At 53.4% G+C, this 17,358-nt stretch carries 14 protein-coding genes; 2 read left to right on the top strand and 12 right to left on the bottom strand.

The annotated features are described in order from the left end of the window. Positions 1-10: 10 nt before the first annotated feature. The 5 genes from ACX9GU_RS17085 to ACX9GU_RS17065 all read right to left on the bottom strand — a co-directional run bounded on the left by ACX9GU_RS17085 (position 11) and on the right by ACX9GU_RS17065 (position 7,716). Positions 11-1,201, bottom strand: a complete 1,191-nt coding sequence (locus tag ACX9GU_RS17085; protein WP_021804899.1) for an amino acid aminotransferase — start codon at positions 1,199-1,201, stop codon at positions 11-13. Positions 1,202-1,446: 245 nt separating this feature from the next. Then, positions 1,447-2,538, bottom strand: coding sequence for a porin OmpC (gene ompC / locus ACX9GU_RS17080; RefSeq protein ID WP_473195207.1), 1,092 nt, complete (start codon positions 2,536-2,538; stop codon positions 1,447-1,449). A gap of 303 nt (positions 2,539-2,841) precedes the next feature. Next, positions 2,842-4,242, bottom strand: coding sequence for an asparagine--tRNA ligase (asnS, locus tag ACX9GU_RS17075; protein ID WP_161712269.1), 1,401 nt, complete (start codon positions 4,240-4,242; stop codon positions 2,842-2,844). 314 nt (positions 4,243-4,556) lie between these two features. Beyond that, on the bottom strand, positions 4,557-5,762 hold the full coding sequence (gene pncB / locus ACX9GU_RS17070) for a nicotinate phosphoribosyltransferase (protein ID WP_473192320.1): 1,206 nt from the start codon (positions 5,760-5,762) through the stop codon (positions 4,557-4,559). 253 nt (positions 5,763-6,015) lie between these two features. Then, positions 6,016-7,716: a GGDEF domain-containing protein gene (locus ACX9GU_RS17065; RefSeq protein ID WP_473192319.1), complete on the bottom strand. Its 1,701-nt coding sequence runs from the start codon at positions 7,714-7,716 to the stop codon at positions 6,016-6,018. Between the two features lie 344 nt (positions 7,717-8,060). On the opposite strand from ACX9GU_RS17065, the gene pepN reads away from it, so the two are divergent. Further along, a complete protein-coding gene (gene pepN, locus ACX9GU_RS17060) occupies positions 8,061-10,676 on the top strand; it encodes an aminopeptidase N (RefSeq protein ID WP_473192318.1) in 2,616 nt (871 codons plus the stop codon). A 44-nt stretch (positions 10,677-10,720) separates the two neighbouring features. Here the strand turns inward: pepN and hdeB are convergent, their stop codons facing one another. The 7 genes from hdeB to ssuE form a co-directional block, all read right to left on the bottom strand. Continuing rightward, positions 10,721-11,047, bottom strand: a complete 327-nt coding sequence (hdeB, locus tag ACX9GU_RS17055) for an acid-activated periplasmic chaperone HdeB (RefSeq protein WP_166734665.1) — start codon at positions 11,045-11,047, stop codon at positions 10,721-10,723. A gap of 82 nt (positions 11,048-11,129) precedes the next feature. Next, a complete protein-coding gene (gene hdeA, locus ACX9GU_RS17050; RefSeq protein ID WP_166734666.1) occupies positions 11,130-11,447 on the bottom strand; it encodes an acid-activated periplasmic chaperone HdeA in 318 nt (105 codons plus the stop codon). Between the two features lie 191 nt (positions 11,448-11,638). Further along, positions 11,639-12,415: an aliphatic sulfonates ABC transporter ATP-binding protein gene (gene ssuB / locus ACX9GU_RS17045; protein WP_473192317.1), complete on the bottom strand. Its 777-nt coding sequence runs from the start codon at positions 12,413-12,415 to the stop codon at positions 11,639-11,641. Beyond that, complete coding sequence (gene ssuC, locus ACX9GU_RS17040; RefSeq protein ID WP_046808141.1) at positions 12,415-13,206, bottom strand: aliphatic sulfonate ABC transporter permease SsuC; 792 nt, start codon at positions 13,204-13,206, stop codon at positions 12,415-12,417. Before ssuC ends, ssuB begins: the two co-directional genes overlap by 1 nt. A gap of 11 nt (positions 13,207-13,217) precedes the next feature. Further along, on the bottom strand, positions 13,218-14,366 hold the full coding sequence (gene ssuD / locus ACX9GU_RS17035; protein WP_473192316.1) for an FMNH2-dependent alkanesulfonate monooxygenase: 1,149 nt from the start codon (positions 14,364-14,366) through the stop codon (positions 13,218-13,220). A gap of 15 nt (positions 14,367-14,381) precedes the next feature. Further along, positions 14,382-15,347 carry an aliphatic sulfonate ABC transporter substrate-binding protein gene (locus tag ACX9GU_RS17030; protein WP_473192315.1) on the bottom strand — a complete coding sequence of 322 codons (966 nt, stop codon included), beginning with the start codon at positions 15,345-15,347 and terminating at the stop codon, positions 14,382-14,384. Between the two features lie 18 nt (positions 15,348-15,365). Then, on the bottom strand, positions 15,366-15,944 hold the full coding sequence (gene ssuE, locus ACX9GU_RS17025; protein WP_473192314.1) for an NADPH-dependent FMN reductase: 579 nt from the start codon (positions 15,942-15,944) through the stop codon (positions 15,366-15,368). Positions 15,945-16,302: 358 nt separating this feature from the next. On the opposite strand from ssuE, the gene pyrD reads away from it, so the two are divergent. Continuing rightward, entirely contained in the window at positions 16,303-17,313 is a 1,011-nt protein-coding gene (gene pyrD / locus ACX9GU_RS17020) for a quinone-dependent dihydroorotate dehydrogenase (RefSeq protein ID WP_473192313.1), read from the top strand. The last annotated feature ends 45 nt before the right edge of the window (positions 17,314-17,358 follow it).

Below are 17,358 nucleotides of genomic sequence, written 5' to 3'. Positions count from 1 at the left end.
CAAAATCAACTTACAGCACGGCAACGATGGCTTCGCACAGCGGCGCCATATTGTCCGGTGTCATCCCTGCCACGTTAACGCGGCCGGAGTTAACGGCATACACGCCAAATTCATCACGCAGACGCAGAACCTGCTCTTTGGTCAGGCCGCTGAAAGAGAACATGCCGTTCTGGTTGATGATGAAGCTGAAATCCTGCTGCGCCCCTTTCTCCTGCAAGGTGTTGACGAACAGCTGGCGCATACGGTGAATGCGCTGGCGCATGTCGGTCAGCTCTTGTTCCCAAATGGCGCGCAGCGCCGGGTTACCCAAGATGGTGGCAACTACGGCCGCACCGTGTGACGGCGGGTTCGAGTAGTTGGCACGGATCGCGGCTTTCACCTGGCTGAAGGCGCGCTCGGCGGTTTCTGCATCGGCAGCTACCACGGTGCAGGCACCGACACGCTCGTTATACAGGCCAAAGTTCTTCGAGTAGGAGCTGGCAACGATCAGTTCCTGATGTTTGGCAGCAAAGATACGCAGACCCTGGGCATCTTCTTCCAGACCCTTGGCGAAGCCTTGGTAAGCGAAGTCAAACAGCGGCAACCAGCCCTTGGCTACGGAGAGTTCAGCCAACTGAGCCCATTGTGCTTCGGTTGGATCGATACCGGTAGGGTTATGGCAGCAACCGTGGAATAGCACTACGTCGCCGGCCTGAGCCTGGTTCAGGCTGGTGAGCAAACCGTCGAAGTCCAGCGCATGGTTGGCGGCGTCGTAATAGTTGTATTCCAACACTTCCAGGCCAACGGCACCAAAGACGTTTTTATGGTTTGGCCAGCTTGGATTGCTGACCCAGATACGCTTGGCGCTGGTCTGGTTGGCAATAAAGTCGGCCGCGACACGCAGGGCACCGGTACCACCAGGGGTTTGCGCGGTACGGGCACGCTTGTCGGCAATGATTGGGCTCTGCTTGCCGAACAACAGTTCTTGCGTGCAGCTGGCAAATTCAGGAATACCTTCAATACCCAGGTAGTTTTTGGTGGTCTCATTTTCCAGCAGATACTGCTCAGCTTTCTTGACGCTGGTCAGCACCGGCGTTTTGCCAGTTTCGTCTTTATAGACGCCTATCCCTAAGTTGATTTTATTCTCACGCTTGTCGGCGCGGAAAATGTCGGTCAGACCCAGAATCGGATCGGCAGGTGCAGCGGTGATTTTTTCAAACATGTCAGATGCTTCCATGGCCTAGAGTTAAGCAGACAGAAACATCAGGGTAGCGCCAGTTATCGCCTTTGCCAACCGTTTGCGAGAAAAACACCTCGATCTTGTGACGGCGGCAGATTCAGCACAAAAAATGACGGGGAAGGGCGGATTGGCAGAATAAAAAATTGGCGGAAGCGCTAAAAACAAAAACAGGGCCGAAGCCCTGTTTTTAACTTAGCTGACGGTGAACCGTCATCAAGTGCAACAACTTAGAACTGGTAAACCAGACCGGTAGCTACGATGTTGTCAGTAGCGATCTTGTTAGCACGAGTGAAGTCGTTTTCGTCCAGCAGGTTGATTTTGTAATCAACGTAGGTAGACATGTTTTTGTTGAAGTAGTAAGTAGTACCTACATCAATGTATTTAACCAGGTCTTGATCGTCGCCGTAAGTGCTACCCAGGTTCTTACCTTTAGACTGCAGGTAAGCGATAGATGGACGCAGGCCGAAATCGAACTGGTACTGTGCTACCACTTCAAAGTTCTGAGTTTTGTTAGCGATAGAACCGTCGAAATCACCGAATGGAGTCATGTTGCGAGTTTCTGCATACATGGTTGCCAAGTAGACGTTGTTCGCGTCGTATTTAGCACCAACGGTCCATGCTTCAGCATTTTTACCCTGAGCAGTAGAGAAGCGAGTTTGCGCGTCAGTACGGTCAGAACCAGAGTAGGCAGCACCCACGCTCACGCCTGAATCCATGATTGCGTAGGTAGAAGACACACCCCAACCGTCGCCGTTTTGCTTGTTGATTTCACGCTTGTCGTTTTCGTTCTTGCCTTGGTACTGCAGAGCGAAGTTCAGGCCATCAACCAGACCGAAGAAGTTGTTGTTACGGTAAGTAGCAACGCCGTTGGTACGGCCAGTCATGAAGTTGTCGGTGTAGGTGTAAGTATCGCCACCGAACTCTGGCAGCATATCTGTCCAGCCTTCAACGTCATACACTACGCCGTAGTTACGACCATAATCGAATGAACCGAACTCAGCAAACTTCAGACCCGCGAAGCCCAGACGAGTTTTAGTACCTTCGGTACCTTGTGACTCAGCGTGGTTAGCTTGCACGTTGTATTCCCACTGGCCGTAACCGGTCAGTTGGTCAGTAATCTGGGTTTCACCTTTGAAGCCGAAACGCACGTATGACTTGTCGCCATCGTCGCCATCGTTGTTAGAGAAGTAGTGCAGACCGTCAACTTTACCGTACAGATCCAGTTTGTTGCCGTCTTTGTTGTAGATCTCAGCTGCGTTGGCTGCACCAGCTGCTAACAGAGCTGGGATCACTACTGCAAGAATGTTGCGCTTCATCATCATTATTACCCTCATTGGTTTTATTCGGACACCTTGCCACTGCCGCCAATAATTCTTTTGGAACTATTGTTGATAGATTGGTGTCGTCCTGTGTCTGCACGCAGTGTTCCATTCACGGGCAGGTTTATCTAGAACGAAAATGCTACCAATGTCGCAATCTGGTTTCAGGAAGCAACGATGTGTAACAATTTGTGTATTTTAGGGAACTTTGTGATGTAGGTCAATAATCAAAAATGCGAAAGGCCAGCTAAGCTGGCCTTTATTATGTAATAAAATTGTTTAAATTATGCTGAGTTTTATGACTTAGAAGCTGGCGTTACGTGGCGTTCTTGGGAACGGGATCACGTCGCGAACGTTCTGCACCCCGGTCACATAGGCGATTAAACGCTCAAAACCTAAGCCAAAACCAGAATGTGGCACGGTGCCATAGCGGCGCAGGTCACGATACCACCAATAATCTTCTTTATTGAGGCCCATCTCTGCCAGACGCTGATCCAGCACATCCAGACGTTCTTCACGCTGAGAACCACCGATGATTTCACCAATGCCCGGTGCTAGCACATCCATCGCCGCGACGGTTTTGCCATCTTCGTTCATGCGCATGTAGAAGGCTTTGATATCTTTCGGGTAGTTTTTCACAACTACCGGAGCCTTGAAGTGTTGCTCGGCCAGATAGCGCTCGTGTTCAGATGACAGATCGATACCCCAGGAAACCGGGTTCTCGAAGGTCTGGCCAGAAGCAATCAGGATCTCGACCGCCTCGGTGTAGTCAACCTGGGCAAAATCAGAAGAGACAAAGCGCTTCAGACGGTCGATAGCGTCTTTATCTACCCGCTCAGCAAAGAATTGCAGATCGTCGGCACGTTCATCCAGCACCGCCTGGAAGACATACTTCAGCATGCTTTCGGCCAGCCCGGCAACGTCGTCCAGGGTAGCAAAGGCGACTTCCGGTTCGATCATCCAGAATTCCGCCAGGTGACGGCTGGTGTTCGAGTTCTCGGCACGGAAGGTGGGGCCAAAGGTATAAATTTTTGACAGTGCACAGGCGTAGGTTTCGCCGTTCAACTGGCCGGATACGGTCAGGAAGGCTTCTTTGCCGAAGAAATCCTGGCTGAAATCGACGGCACCTTTATCAGTGCGTGGCAGGTTTTCCATATCCAGCGTGGAGACGCGGAACATTTCACCGGCACCTTCGGTATCAGAGGCGGTGATCAGCGGGGTGGAAACCCAGAAATAACCGTTCTCATGGAAGTAGCGGTGGATTGCCTGTGCCAAGGTGTGGCGAACGCGGGCAACCGCGCCAATCAGGTTGGTGCGTGGGCGCAGGTGGGCCACTTCGCGCAGGTATTCGATGCTGTGGCGTTTGGCCGCCATTGGATAGGTGTCAGGATCGTCAACCCAACCCACCACCTTGATGGCTGTGGCTTGCAGTTCGAAGCTCTGCCCTTCACCCGGCGAAGGTACCACGGTACCGGTCACTTCAATGGAACAGCCGGTGGTCAGGCGTAACACTTCGTCCTGATAATTCGGCAGAGAATCATTAACGACGGCCTGTAACGGATTAAAGCAGGAGCCGTCATAAACGGCGAGGAAGGAGATACCAGCTTTAGAATCTCTCCGGGTACGTACCCAACCGCGTACGGTGACTTCACTGTCAACCGCAGCACGACCTTGCAGTACGTCGACTACAGGCACTACGCTCATAGATTTCTCTCTTATAAGTTTTTCAGAAATAGGCTAACAACCCAAGAATTTGGGGATGTTGCTATGTTACTTGCCGCGTTGCAGAGCACAAGCAGAAATCATCAGAATGGGACAACATTTATTGCAGTGGGATAAAAAAACAGGAGCTATATAAAGGAAGAAAAGAAACACCGGTAAGAATTGCCCGTCAGCGAAGCTAAAAAAGGCATAGCGAGCCTGGATAGGTAACGTGTTACAGATTGGCTCTAATACATGCCCCGAGCTCTGGAACAGTTCCCTCTCCCAGTGGGAGAGGGTTGGAGTGAGGAGTCGCCTTAACTGGCTTTCTTCACCAGCGGCAGATCGAAGGCTTTGCGCAGCGCTTTGACAAACGCGGGGTCCTGGCAGATGGTTTTGCCTGGGCTATCGGACAGTTTGGCCACCGGCTTGCCTTTACACTCGACCAGCTTGATCACGATATTCAGCGGCTTGACGCCGGGGATATTGCAGGTCAGACGCGTGCCGATACCGAACGCCAGGTTGATGCGCCGATCAAAGTGGCGATACAGCGCCAACGCCTTATCCAGATCCAGATTGTCTGAAAACACCAGCGTCTTGCTCATGGGGTCGATACCCAATTGCTGGTAATGGGCAATGGCTTTTTCACCCCATTCGATCGGATCGCCAGAGTCGTGGCGCAATCCTTGATAACGCTGGGCAAACTGCTTGCCGAAGTCACGCAGGAACGCATCCATGGTGATACAGTCGGTCAGCGCAATGCCGAGTTGGTCGGGATATTCATCCAGCCAGGCCTGCAAGGCGGCACGTTGGCTGTTGGCCAGTACCGGGCTAATCTGTTGATGAGCCTGGAACCACTCATGGGCTTGCGTGCCAACCGGGATCAGATCCAACCGATGCGCCAAATCGTAGTTACTGGTGCCAACCAGATAGGGGAATTCGGTTTTCAGCGTGCTGACAATGGCCTGTTGCACTTCGCGGGAGAAGCGGCGACGGCTGCCAAAGTCCATCAGCTTGAAGCGTGAGATATCAATATCCCCGCTCAGCTGCTTGAACTGCGCCAGGTTCTGGCGCAACTGGCTAATGGCCATCTCTGGCGTGGCCTGTGGCGAACGGTGGCGGTGCACTACTTCGCTGATCACGGCCAACAACGGCACTTCCCACATAATCACTTCGCGCCAGGGGCCAGCAATACGGATATGCAATTTGCCGTCATGATTGCTAATGCTGACCTGTTGCGGATCGTAGCGAAACTCCCGCAGCCAGCTCAGGTAATCCTGATGGAAGAAAGGCAGGCTGGAGAGATAGCGGTGTTCGGCTTCGGTTAGCGCCAACTCGCTCATCATGGCAACCTGCGCGCGGATCTCGTCGGCATATTCGCCCAGTAGTTCGTCGCCACGGCAACGAAACTCCGCCGCAACGGTAATTGCGGGGTAGCGATGGAACACTGCTTGCTGCATATGAAGCTTGTAGGCGTCAGTATCAAGCAGTGAAGTCAAAATCGGGGAAGCGTATAGAGTCATATCGCGTTACAGCATCCTCGTCAGGCGCGTGTCCAAATCCGGATAATCAAAAAAGTGGGGGGAGTATACCCGGATTATCCTGTTATTGAAGCCTCATCACACCACAAATGGCCTGAACGGGTCGAGGATAAAACGTGCCTTTATTTTACCGGGGGCACAACCTCGGACAGAAAAAGCCATTTAATCCAATAAACTGAATGGCTTAGTTGATTTACTCATAAAAATTATGAGGTTAATTATTTTAAACACAGATTCAGATAAAACCGGTTGGCGTATAAATACTGACCCGATTGCGTCCGGTCTTCTTACAAAAATAGAGCGCTTCGTCGGCCTGTTTGATGGCTGGATGCAGTTCTGCCAGGTTGCCCACGGCAGCGATGCCACAGCTGATGGTAAAGCGCACCCGTTTTCCGTTGAGCAGCTCCAGGCACATTTGTTGGGTTTGTTCACGCAGCGCCTCCATCATGCTGCGGGCATTTTCCAGGGAACAGTGGCCGAGCAGCAGGGCAAACTCCTCACCGCCATAGCGGCAAAAGATATCGCTGGAACGGAAGGTGTTACTTAACGACTGGGCGAACATTACCAGCACTCGGTCGCCGACATCGTGGCCATAGGTATCGTTAAGACGCTTGAAGTTATCGATATCGATCAGACAGAACGCCAGCGGGTAGCTACTCTGGGTGAGCATCTCACACTCGAGGAAAAATTTGCGGCGGTTATAAATGTTGGTTAAGGGATCGAAGAATGACGAGACTTCCAGCTCTTTGATTAGCTGCTGCTTTTCGTTTTCCAGCGCGATCTTGACCTGATTGTATTGTTTGAGCTGGGTGATGGCGTCACTGATGGCGATCAGTTCTTTGCTGTAAAAAGCGTCGTTGTCATCAATATTCATATCGCCTTGTGACAGGCGCAGAATATTTTTATGCGTTTTGGTCAGCCAGCGGGTGATGTTGGAACAGAAGATCATCGAAGGCAGCAGGATGAACAGGGCAATCAGCCCACTCAGAGAAATCATGCCATAGATGGCCGTTTGGCTATCATACTTTTTGGCTTCGGAAGCGGCCATCTCCAGCTCAAAGCTACGCTCATAGAGTTTTTGGGAAAGTTCGTCCATCTCCTCGATATAGCCGGCGATCAGGTTGATGTCATAGACGGTATTGTGGGTAATGGCTTGATATAACCCATCTGAAATGTTGCTGATCCGATTGTTGGAGATGTTACGAAGTATCTCATCCACCAGTTCGGCAATCTGCGGATCGTTATAGGCCAGCTTTAAGAACGCCAAACGGGTACCGAGCGGGGTGAATACCCCGGTCAATTGGATGGCCTTCAGATAAGCATTCTTGCGTTCCAGGCTGCTGAGATTGACGTCGATAATCTGATCGATCAGTTCGGTCAGCGACATATTCAGCCGGTTATTAAGGCGAACGGCCTCCAAAAACAGAAATGAGTCCGCATTGATCAGCCGGGTGTCGTAGGTATAGCGGTAGAAGGCTTTAGTGGTCTGAACGATATAATAGGCGCTGTTGATATTGAACAGATTGCTGTTGGCAGTGTCGACTTGCGTGACCTGACGCGAATCGTTATCCAGCAGCCTTTCCATCCAATCGAGCATAGAAAGTATGGCAATCTTTTGCCGAATGCCCAGGCGCAGGGCGAGATCGGCGTCGACATTGGATTTAACAATCGCGATTTTATCACGCGCCTGTCGATCGGCCTGTTGCCATTCGGCTTGGGTGACGGATTTATCCGCCAGACCTAATCTTTTTAACCTATGTGCCAGCAGCGTAGCCTGAAAGGCCTCGGCCACTTCTTTGGTCCTGCTGATTTTATACAGGTTTTCCAGGCTTTGCTCATAGCTGGCACGGGCCTTTATCAGCCCATTTGCAATAAAAACCGCAAAGGACAGCATGATGGCAAAGGTGAAGAAATAGATCAGGTATTTTACTTTCATGCCAATCTGTTTCTCCTACTGGCTCTTGGATAATAATATCATTGCTACCGCTGGTTTTCCTCCGCAACTCGGTTGCCAACGGGGACGGAACTGCGCCTGTTTAAGCATAAAATGCTGAGTTTGACGTTAAGTGAAGCGCCTGAGTAACTGGAGCATAGCAAACAACAGCGGATGTCTGCGTGAGTCGTGTGATTTGTTGGTGCGATTTGCTGCCATTTCTGGGTTTTTTTTATAGCTGTGATACAGTTTATTCACAATCGGGCCATTGAGGTACCGCGTCGTCCTGCACGGCGGTGCGCTCCGAGTCCGGGATCTGTAACTCACTGAGACGTCAAAGGGTTTTTATGACACAACAGCCACAGGCGAAGTATCGCCACGATTATCGCGCCCCAGATTATACCATCACCGATATCGACCTGGATTTTGAACTGGATGCAGACACCACGCGCGTTACCGCCGTCAGCCAGATCAAACGGCAGGGTGCCGCCGGTGCCCCGTTAACGTTGAATGGCGAAGACCTGACTCTGGTGAGTATTCAAGTGGATGGGCAGCCGTGGAGCGCCTATCGCCAGCAGGAAAACCAACTGGTGATTGAACAGCTACCTGCCCAGTTTACCCTGACGATCGTCAACGACATCCATCCGGCGAAAAATAGCGCGTTGGAAGGGCTATACCTGTCTGGTGAAGCGCTGTGCACCCAATGCGAGGCCGAAGGCTTCCGCCATATCACCTTCTATCTGGATCGCCCAGACGTGCTGGCCCGTTTTACTACCCGCATCGTCGCCGATAAAGCACGTTATCCGTTCCTGCTGTCGAACGGCAACCGGGTGGCTGAAGGTGACCTGGCAGACGGCCGTCACTGGGTGCAATGGCAGGATCCGTTCCCGAAACCAAGCTATCTGTTTGCGCTGGTGGCGGGGGATTTCGACGTGTTGCGCGACAGCTTCACCACCCGCTCTGGTCGTAAGGTAGCTTTGGAGCTGTTTGTCGATCGTGGCAACCTGGATCGTGCCGATTGGGCCATGACCTCGCTGAAAAACTCGATGAAGTGGGACGAAACCCGCTTTGGCCTGGAATACGATCTGGATATCTACATGATCGTCGCCGTGGACTTCTTCAACATGGGGGCGATGGAGAACAAAGGGTTAAATATCTTTAACTCGAAGTATGTGTTGGCCAAGGCCGAAACCGCTACAGACAAGGATTACCTGAATATTGAAGCGGTGATCGGCCACGAATATTTCCATAACTGGACCGGCAACCGCGTGACCTGCCGCGACTGGTTCCAGCTTAGCCTGAAAGAAGGGCTGACCGTGTTCCGCGATCAGGAGTTCAGCTCCGACCTGGGCTCCCGTTCAGTCAACCGCATCGATAACGTGCGGGTGATGCGTGGGGCGCAGTTTGCCGAAGACGCCAGCCCGATGGCGCACGCGATCCGGCCGGATAAAGTGATCGAGATGAACAACTTCTACACCTTGACGGTGTATGAGAAAGGATCCGAAGTGATCCGCATGCTGCACACGCTGCTGGGGGAACAACAGTTCCAGGCGGGTATGCAGCTCTATTTCGAACGCCACGACGGCAGTGCGGCCACCTGTGATGATTTTGTGCAGGCAATGGAAGACGCTTCCAACGTCGATCTGTCGCTGTTCCGCCGCTGGTACAGCCAGTCTGGCACGCCGTTGCTGACGGTGCGTGATGACTATAGCGCTGAAGATCAGCAATACCGCTTGCACGTCAGCCAGAAAACCGCGCCGACGGCCGATCAGCCAGAAAAACTGCCGTTACATATTCCGCTGGATATTGAGCTTTACGACAGCGAAGGCAACGTTATTGCCTTGCAGAAAGACGGTTCCCCGGTCAATAACGTGTTGAACGTCACCGCCGCCGAACAGACTTTTGTGTTTGATGGCGTTGCGCATAAGCCGGTTCCTTCGCTGTTGCGTGAGTTCTCGGCACCGGTCAAGCTGGACTATCCGTACAGCGATCAGCAACTTACTTTCCTGATGCAGCATGCACGCAATGAGTTTTCTCGCTGGGATGCCGCGCAGAGCCTGCTGGCCATTTACATCAAGCTGAACGTCGCCAAATATCAGCAGAAGCAGCCATTGTCGCTGCCGCTGCACGTGGCAGATGCCTTCCGGGCGGTGCTGCTGGATGAGAAGCTGGATCCGGCCCTGGCCGCGCAGATCCTCACGCTGCCATCGGAAAACGAAATTGCCGAGCTGTTCGCCATTATCGATCCGCAAGCCATTTCGGCGGTGCATGAAGCGATCACCCGTTGCCTGGCTAAAGAGCTGGCCGATGAGTGGCTGGCGGTGTATCACGCTAACAAAACCGAAGGGTACCGGGTTGAGCACGGCGATATTGCCAAGCGTTCGCTGCGTAATATTTGTCTGCACTATCTGGCTTTCGGCGATGTAGAGCAGGCCGACAAACTGGTGGTGCAACAGTTCCAGCAGGCTGACAACATGACCGATTCGCTGGCGGCACTGGCTGCGGCGATGGGGGCACAGTTGCCTTGCCGTGATGCCTTGATGGCCGAGTTTGATGAGCGCTGGCATCACGATGGTTTGGTGATGGACAAGTGGTTTATCCTGCAGGCCACCAGCCCGGCGGCAGACGTCCTCAGCAAGGTGCGTTCGTTGCTTCAACACCGTTCATTCAGCCTGAGTAATCCAAACCGTACTCGCTCGTTGATTGGTGGGTTCGCTTCGGCTAACCCGGCGGCATTCCATGCGGCAGACGGCAGCGGCTATCAGTTCCTGGTGGAGATCCTCAGCGATCTGAACAAGCGTAACCCACAGGTTGCCGCGCGGCTGATTGAACCACTGATCCGCCTGAAGCGTTACGATGCCTCTCGTCAGGCGTTGATGCGTCAGGCGCTGGAGCAGTTGAAAGGGCTGGAGAACCTGTCTGGCGATCTGTTTGAGAAGATCACCAAGGCGTTAGACGCATAAAAAACAGAGGGACGGCATTTGCCGTCCCTTGCTTCTTCAGGCCATCAGAAGTGTTTTTTCGCGAAGGTGACGATGTCGTCCTTCATTTCGGTCAGTTTTTTATCCGGGGCTTTTTGACAGGCTTCAACCACTTTGGGTGTTACAATCGAACCCGTTTCGTGCAGGTCAACGTAGTCCCCGCCTTTATACTGAGTATCATCATTCAGCATCCAGAACACCACCGGTGTCATCGACTTGGGGTTCAGGTCCAAGAATTCTTTGCACGTCATATCACCCGGGGTCGTTGGGTCTGTCGTTGCTGCGATGGCGAACGTCGCTGCGGGAAGTATCAGACAGCCTAGGGCGATATTGCGCAATGATTTTCTCAACATGATTGTTCCTCTTGTTAACTTGGTAGAGGTAAAGTTTTTGTAACATCTGGCTCAGTTTTGCGCTAAAAGAACAACCGAGTAATTACATATCTTTCTTAAGCGACTTCCACGCTGATTTCAGCTCGGTTAAAAATTTAGACTGCGGATCTTTTTTACAGGACTCAACCAGCATCGGGGTGACCTTTTCGATGCCATCAATATCGAGTACCGAGTCCTCAGGATTACCTTTTTTATTTAGTGCCTCGGCAAAACCGATAGCGGTGGGTTGATAGCTCTCATCCAAGGCCAGAAAATCTTCACAAGTCCATGTTGAAACGGGTTTTTTACTTTCATCAGCCAGTGCCACTGTTGAATAGGTCAACAAACAAGCCATACCCAGAGTCAGTACCTGCTTCTTCATAAGACAACTCCTCTTCAAATGGTTTAATCGTCAGGCAAGATCGTTATGCCTGATAAAACTATAGATAGAGATTTTTGTGATAGGCAACTATGACACCGACGAGTTTCGGGATTTTTAGGCTGGGTTTTTAGAGAGTGGATGGGGAGGCGTTGATTAATATAAGGTTAGGGGACGGCATTGCCGTCCCTGGATTAATTGGCTACCTGGCGTGAGAGATCGTGAGTCTGGGGTGGTGGTGACAACACCCTGGTCAGCACCTCTGCTTCCAACTCTGCCAGCTTTGCCGAACCTTTGCGGCGCGGCCGTGGCAAATCAATGGTCAGATCCAATCCGATACGTCCTTCTTCGATTAGCAGCACCCGATCGGCCAGTGCGATCGCCTCGCTAACGTCATGCGTGACCAGCAGTACGGTGAAACCATGCTGTTGCCAAAGCGTTTCGATCAGCCCCTGCATTTCAATACGGGTTAACGCATCCAGTGCCCCCAAGGGTTCATCCAACAGCAACAAACGTGGGCGATGGATCAATGCACGGGCCAGGGCAACACGCTGTTTCTGCCCACCAGACAGCGCGGCTGGCCATTCATTGGCACGGTCGGCCAGCCCAACGGTAATTAACGCCTGCAATGCAGCATCACGCCAGTTGCCGCGTAGGCCAAGCCCCACGTTATCGATCACCTTTTTCCACGGCAGCAGGCGAGCATCCTGAAACATCAGACGGGTATCGTCTTTGGGGTGGCTGAGCGGGGCATTACCACTCACCAGAGTCCCGCTGTTGGCCGTTTCCAGCCCTGCAAGCAGGCGTAATAAGGTGCTTTTACCACAGCCGCTGCGGCCAACCACGGCCACAAACTGGCCCGCGGTGATGCGGAGTTGCAAATCGTCCAACACGGTGCGGTTGCCATAACGTTTGGCGATGCCTTCCAGCGTAATGGGGGTGCCTTGCGGGATGCGAGTCGGGGCCGTCATTATGCTTCTCCTGATTTCAGTTGATAGGCCGGGTGCCAGCGTAACCAGACACGTTCGAGCAGTTGTGCGCAGGCATCGGCCAGTTTGCCGAGCAGGGCATACAGAATAATGGCGACCACCACTACATCGGTTTGTAGAAATTCACGGGCGTTCATTGCCAGATAACCGATGCCCGAGTTGGCAGAGATGGTTTCGGCGACGATCAGCGTCAGCCACATAAACCCGAGGGCAAAACGCACGCCGACCATGATCGAAGGCAACGCGCCGGGTAACACCACCTGTGTAAACAGGCTAAAGCCGCTCAGGCCGTAGCTGCGCGCCATTTCCAGCAGGCCACGGTCGATATTCTTGATGCCGTGATAGGTGTTCAGATAGATCGGGAATAGCGTACCCAGCGCCACCAGAAAGATTTTGGCGGACTCGTCGATGCCGAACCACAGGATCACCAGCGGGATTAGCGCCAGATGCGGCACGTTACGGATCATCTGTACCGAGCTGTCGAGCAAACGCTCTCCCCAACGGGACAGGCCGGTAATGAACCCTAGCACCAAGCCAATGCTGCCACCGATACTGAAGCCAATCAGCGCACGCCAACTGCTGATGGTCAGGTGTTGCCACAGCTCGCCACTCTTGGTTAAGGCCCAAAAGGCAGCCACTACGGCGCTCGGCGCGGGCAAGATACGGTTAGATAACCAGCCAGCCTCAACGGCGGTCTGCCAGCCAATCACCAGCGCTACCGGCAAAGCCCAGGGGGCCAGCCGGTGCAGAATTTGTTGTGCACCGATCGCCATCACTGTTCTCCTCAGCTTTGTGACACTTTTTGTGGGATATAGATATTGGCGACCGCTTCGCCCTGTGGCTTGATCGTACGCAACTGGGTTGGTTGTTCGCTGGTCGCCAGATCGAGATGCGGGAACAACAGTTCACCTACGCGATAGGCCTCTTCCAGATGCGGGTAACCGGAAAGAATAAAGGTGTCGATGCCAAGATCGGCATATTCCTGAATGCGCTCAGCGACCGTCGGACCATCGCCCACCAACGCCGTGCCTGCACCGCCACGCACCAATCCGACACCGGCCCACAGGTTAGGGCTGATTTCCAGATTGTCTTTCTTGCCGCCGTGTAAGGCCGCCATACGCTGTTGGCCAACGGAGTCGAAGCGGGCAAAAGCTTTCTGTGCATCCGCAATGGTTTGATCATCGAGGTTGGCGATCAAACGGTCGGCCGCCTGCCAGGCTTCTGCGGTGGTTTCGCGCACGATAACGTGCAGGCGAATACCGAAGCGGACTTTGCGCCCAAGGGCCGCTGCTTTGGCTCGTACTTCCTCTATTTTTTCTTTTACCTGGGCAGGGGATTCTCCCCAGGTCAGATACAGCTCGACCTGCTCGGCTGCCAGATCCTGTGCCGCCTCAGAGGAGCCGCCAAAATACAGCGGTGGGCGAGGTTGCTGCACCGGCGGGAACAACAGCTTGGCGCCTTTCACCTGAATATGTTTACCGGCGAAATCGACAGTTTCACCTTCCAGCACTTTGCGCCATACGTGGGTAAACTCGGCGGAGGCTTCGTAGCGTTCGGTATGGTTAAGGTGCAAACCTTCCGCTGCCAGCTCTTGCGGATCGCCACCGGTCACCAGATTGAACAGGGCGCGGCCGTTGGAAAGCCGATCTAGCGTGGCGGCCTGCCTGGCTGCCAAGGTCGGGGAGATGATGCCGGGGCGCAGGGCCACCAGGAATTTCAGCCGCTGCGTGACCGGAATTAATGAAGCGGCAACCAGCCAAGAGTCTTCGCAAGAGCGCCCCGTTGGGATCAGCACGCCGCCGAAACCAAGCCGGTCAGCGGCCTGGGCGATCTGCTGAAGATAACCGTAATCGACCGCACGTGCCCCTTCTGAACTCCCCAGATAGTGGCCATCGCCGTGAGTTGGTAAAAACCAGAATACGTTAATGCTCATAGGGTTCTCTCCTGATTATTGTGCGGCTGGATGCCAGACGCGTTGAGAAATATCGACCTGCACCGGCACCAACCGGTTGGCGAAAAAGAGATCGGCGGTTTTTTGCTGGGCAGCAATGGTCGCGTCCCCTAAGGGTTTGATGGCCGTTGGCGGGCGATGATCCAGATAGCTGGCAATCACCGCCTCCGGTAAGCCCATCGCCTTGGCCAGCAGGGTAATGCTCTGCGCCCGATCGCTATGCGTCAGCGCATCTGCCTGGGTCAGCACCGCCAGCACCTGCTGGATGAACGGACCGTTGGCTTCGGTATAAGGGCGAGCAGCCAGGTAGAAGGAGCCGGTCTGGTTCAGTTCGCTGCCATCGGTCAATACCCGCACTCCGCCTTGCAGCAACGCGGCAGAATAGTAGGGATCCCAGATCACCCAGGCATCGACGTTGCCCTGTTGGAAGGCCGCTCTGGCATCGGCGGGCGTCAGATAAACCGGTTGGATATCGGTAAACTTCAGGCCGTCCCTTTGCAGTGCCCGCAGTAGCAGGTTGTGTGAGCTGGAGCCTTTCTGGAAGGCTACTTTGTGGCCTTTTAACTCGGCGACGCTGTGGATCGGGCTATTTTCCGGCACCAGGATCACTTCCGCCTTGGGTTTTGGCGGCTCTACGCCGACGTACAGCAGGTCGGCCCCGGCGGCTTGGGCAAAGATTGGCGGGATATCGCCGGTGCTGCCCAGATCGATGCTGCCGACGTTCAGCGCCTCAAGCATCTGCGGGCCCGCCGGGAATTCAATCCAACTGATGTTGGTGGCAGGAAAGCGTTGTTCCAGCAACTGGTGGGTTTTGGCCAACACCAGACTCACCGAGCCTTTTTGATAGCCAATACGAAACTGAGCAGGCGCGTTATCTTGTGCGACAGCGGTATTGGTCAGCGCCAGCGCCATGATGGCGGCCAGCGCACCGGTGTTAAGCCAACGGCGGAAAGAGAGTGGCATAATGATTTCCTTAGGCGGTTAGGCAGTTTGCCGGGTTAACAGAGAGGCGGCGGTGTTTGGCACCGGCGGTTTACGGCGGCTGAGCGCCAGATAAAAACTGTCCAACGCTTCGTTCAGGCGTGCGGCCACCCCATCGGACAGCTGAGTCTGTTCACCGTTAAGCACTATCTGGCCGTCATCGGCAAACACGCCGTGCAGCACTTCCTGCGCTTTCAGCGCCGTCAACACAGGCTTCAAGGCATAGTCCACCGCCAGCATGTGGCCGATGGAGCCGCCGGTGGCCAGTGGTAAAACCACTTTGTGTTCCAGCGCGCGTTCAGGAAGCAGATCGAGTAAGGTTTTCAGCGCGCCAGAAAACGATGCCTTATAAACCGGCGTGGCGATCAACAGACCATCCGCAGCGGCCAGTTGCGCGGCGAAGGCTTTAATATCAGGGCTGTTAAAATTGGCGCGCAGCAGGTCTTCCGCCTGAAAATCGTGCAGGGTATAGGGGATCACTTCCACCTGCTGCTGTTGTAGCCAGCGTTGGCTCAGTTGTAACAGCGCCGCCGAGCGTGAGGGGGTTCTTGGACTACCGGCCAGAGAGATAACGCGCATCGCCACTCCTTATATCAAAAAGTTATCAATGTTAAATTAATGTTCGTAAAGTGTTTTAAAGCTAACAGCAAAAGGGGGTGATGTTTAAATCTCATTTTTTGATTTTGATATGCGTAAATGGGGAAAAGCCGGGAAGTAGCGCCATACAAGGGAAACGATTGCGCTAAACGCGCTTTTTTTGCCTTTAATCAATTCCAATTGGCGAGGGGATACCGGATAATACGCCCCCGGTCGACAGGCCTATCCTGCTGACTTGAGGTTGTCGCTAAATAACCGCAACACCTGTATCCCCATCAGGCACAGCGATTGACTTGCGACCTCAAGTCAGCAGGATATCACCGGGAAATCAGGAGAGTACATGTACTACCCCATCGTCAGGAAAGCCTTGTTCCAGCTCGATCCCGAGCGCGCACACGAATTGACCTTCAGTCAACTGCGCCGTATTACCGGCACCCCACTAGAGTTTCTTATCCGTCAGTCGGTGCCGAGCAAGCCGGTGAGCTGCATGGGGCTCTCTTTTAGCAACCCATTAGGTTTGGCCGCCGGTCTGGATAAAGACGGCGAGTGCATTGATGCCTTTGGCGCGATGGGCTTTGGCTTTGTTGAGGTCGGTACCGTTACGCCGCGTCCGCAAGCGGGCAATGATAAACCGCGTCTGTTCCGCCTGGTCCCGGCCGAAGGGCTTATCAACCGCATGGGGTTCAATAACCACGGCGTAGACAATCTGGTTGAAAACGTTAAAAAATCCCATTTTGGCGGCGTGCTGGGGATCAATATCGGCAAGAATAAAGACACGCCGGTCGAGCAAGGCAAAGACGATTATCTGATCTGTATGGATAAGGTTTATCCGTATGCGGGGTATATCGCGATTAATATCTCATCACCCAATACCCCGGGATTACGATCCTTACAGTATGGTGAAGCGCTGGACGATCTGCTAGCGGCGATAAAAAATAAGCAGGCTCAATTGCAGGCTCGCCATCACAAATATGTGCCGGTTGCGGTAAAGATCGCGCCGGATCTTTCAGAAGAAGAACTGATCCAAATAGCGGACAGTTTAGTGCGTCATAATATAGATGGGGTCATTGCCACCAATACCACTCTCGATCGTAAACTGGTTCAGGGGTTGAATTACAGCGATCAGGCTGGGGGATTAAGTGGCCGTCCGGTACAGTTACGCAGCACCGAAGTGATCCGCCGTTTGTCGCAGGAGTTGCAAGGGCGCTTGCCGATTATCGGCGTTGGCGGAATTGATTCCCTTACGGCGGCGCGGGAAAAAATGGAGGCCGGGGCAACTTTGGTACAAATTTATTCCGGTTTTATCTTCCACGGACCGCGTTTGATTAAAGATATCGTTACCCATATCTAATATTTTGCCTTTCATTTTCGACCGGGGGTTTATTTCTGCCCCCGG

The organism is Serratia sp. K1WW1 (assembly GCF_055790865.1).
This window is presented reverse-complemented; position numbering and strand designations above follow the sequence as displayed.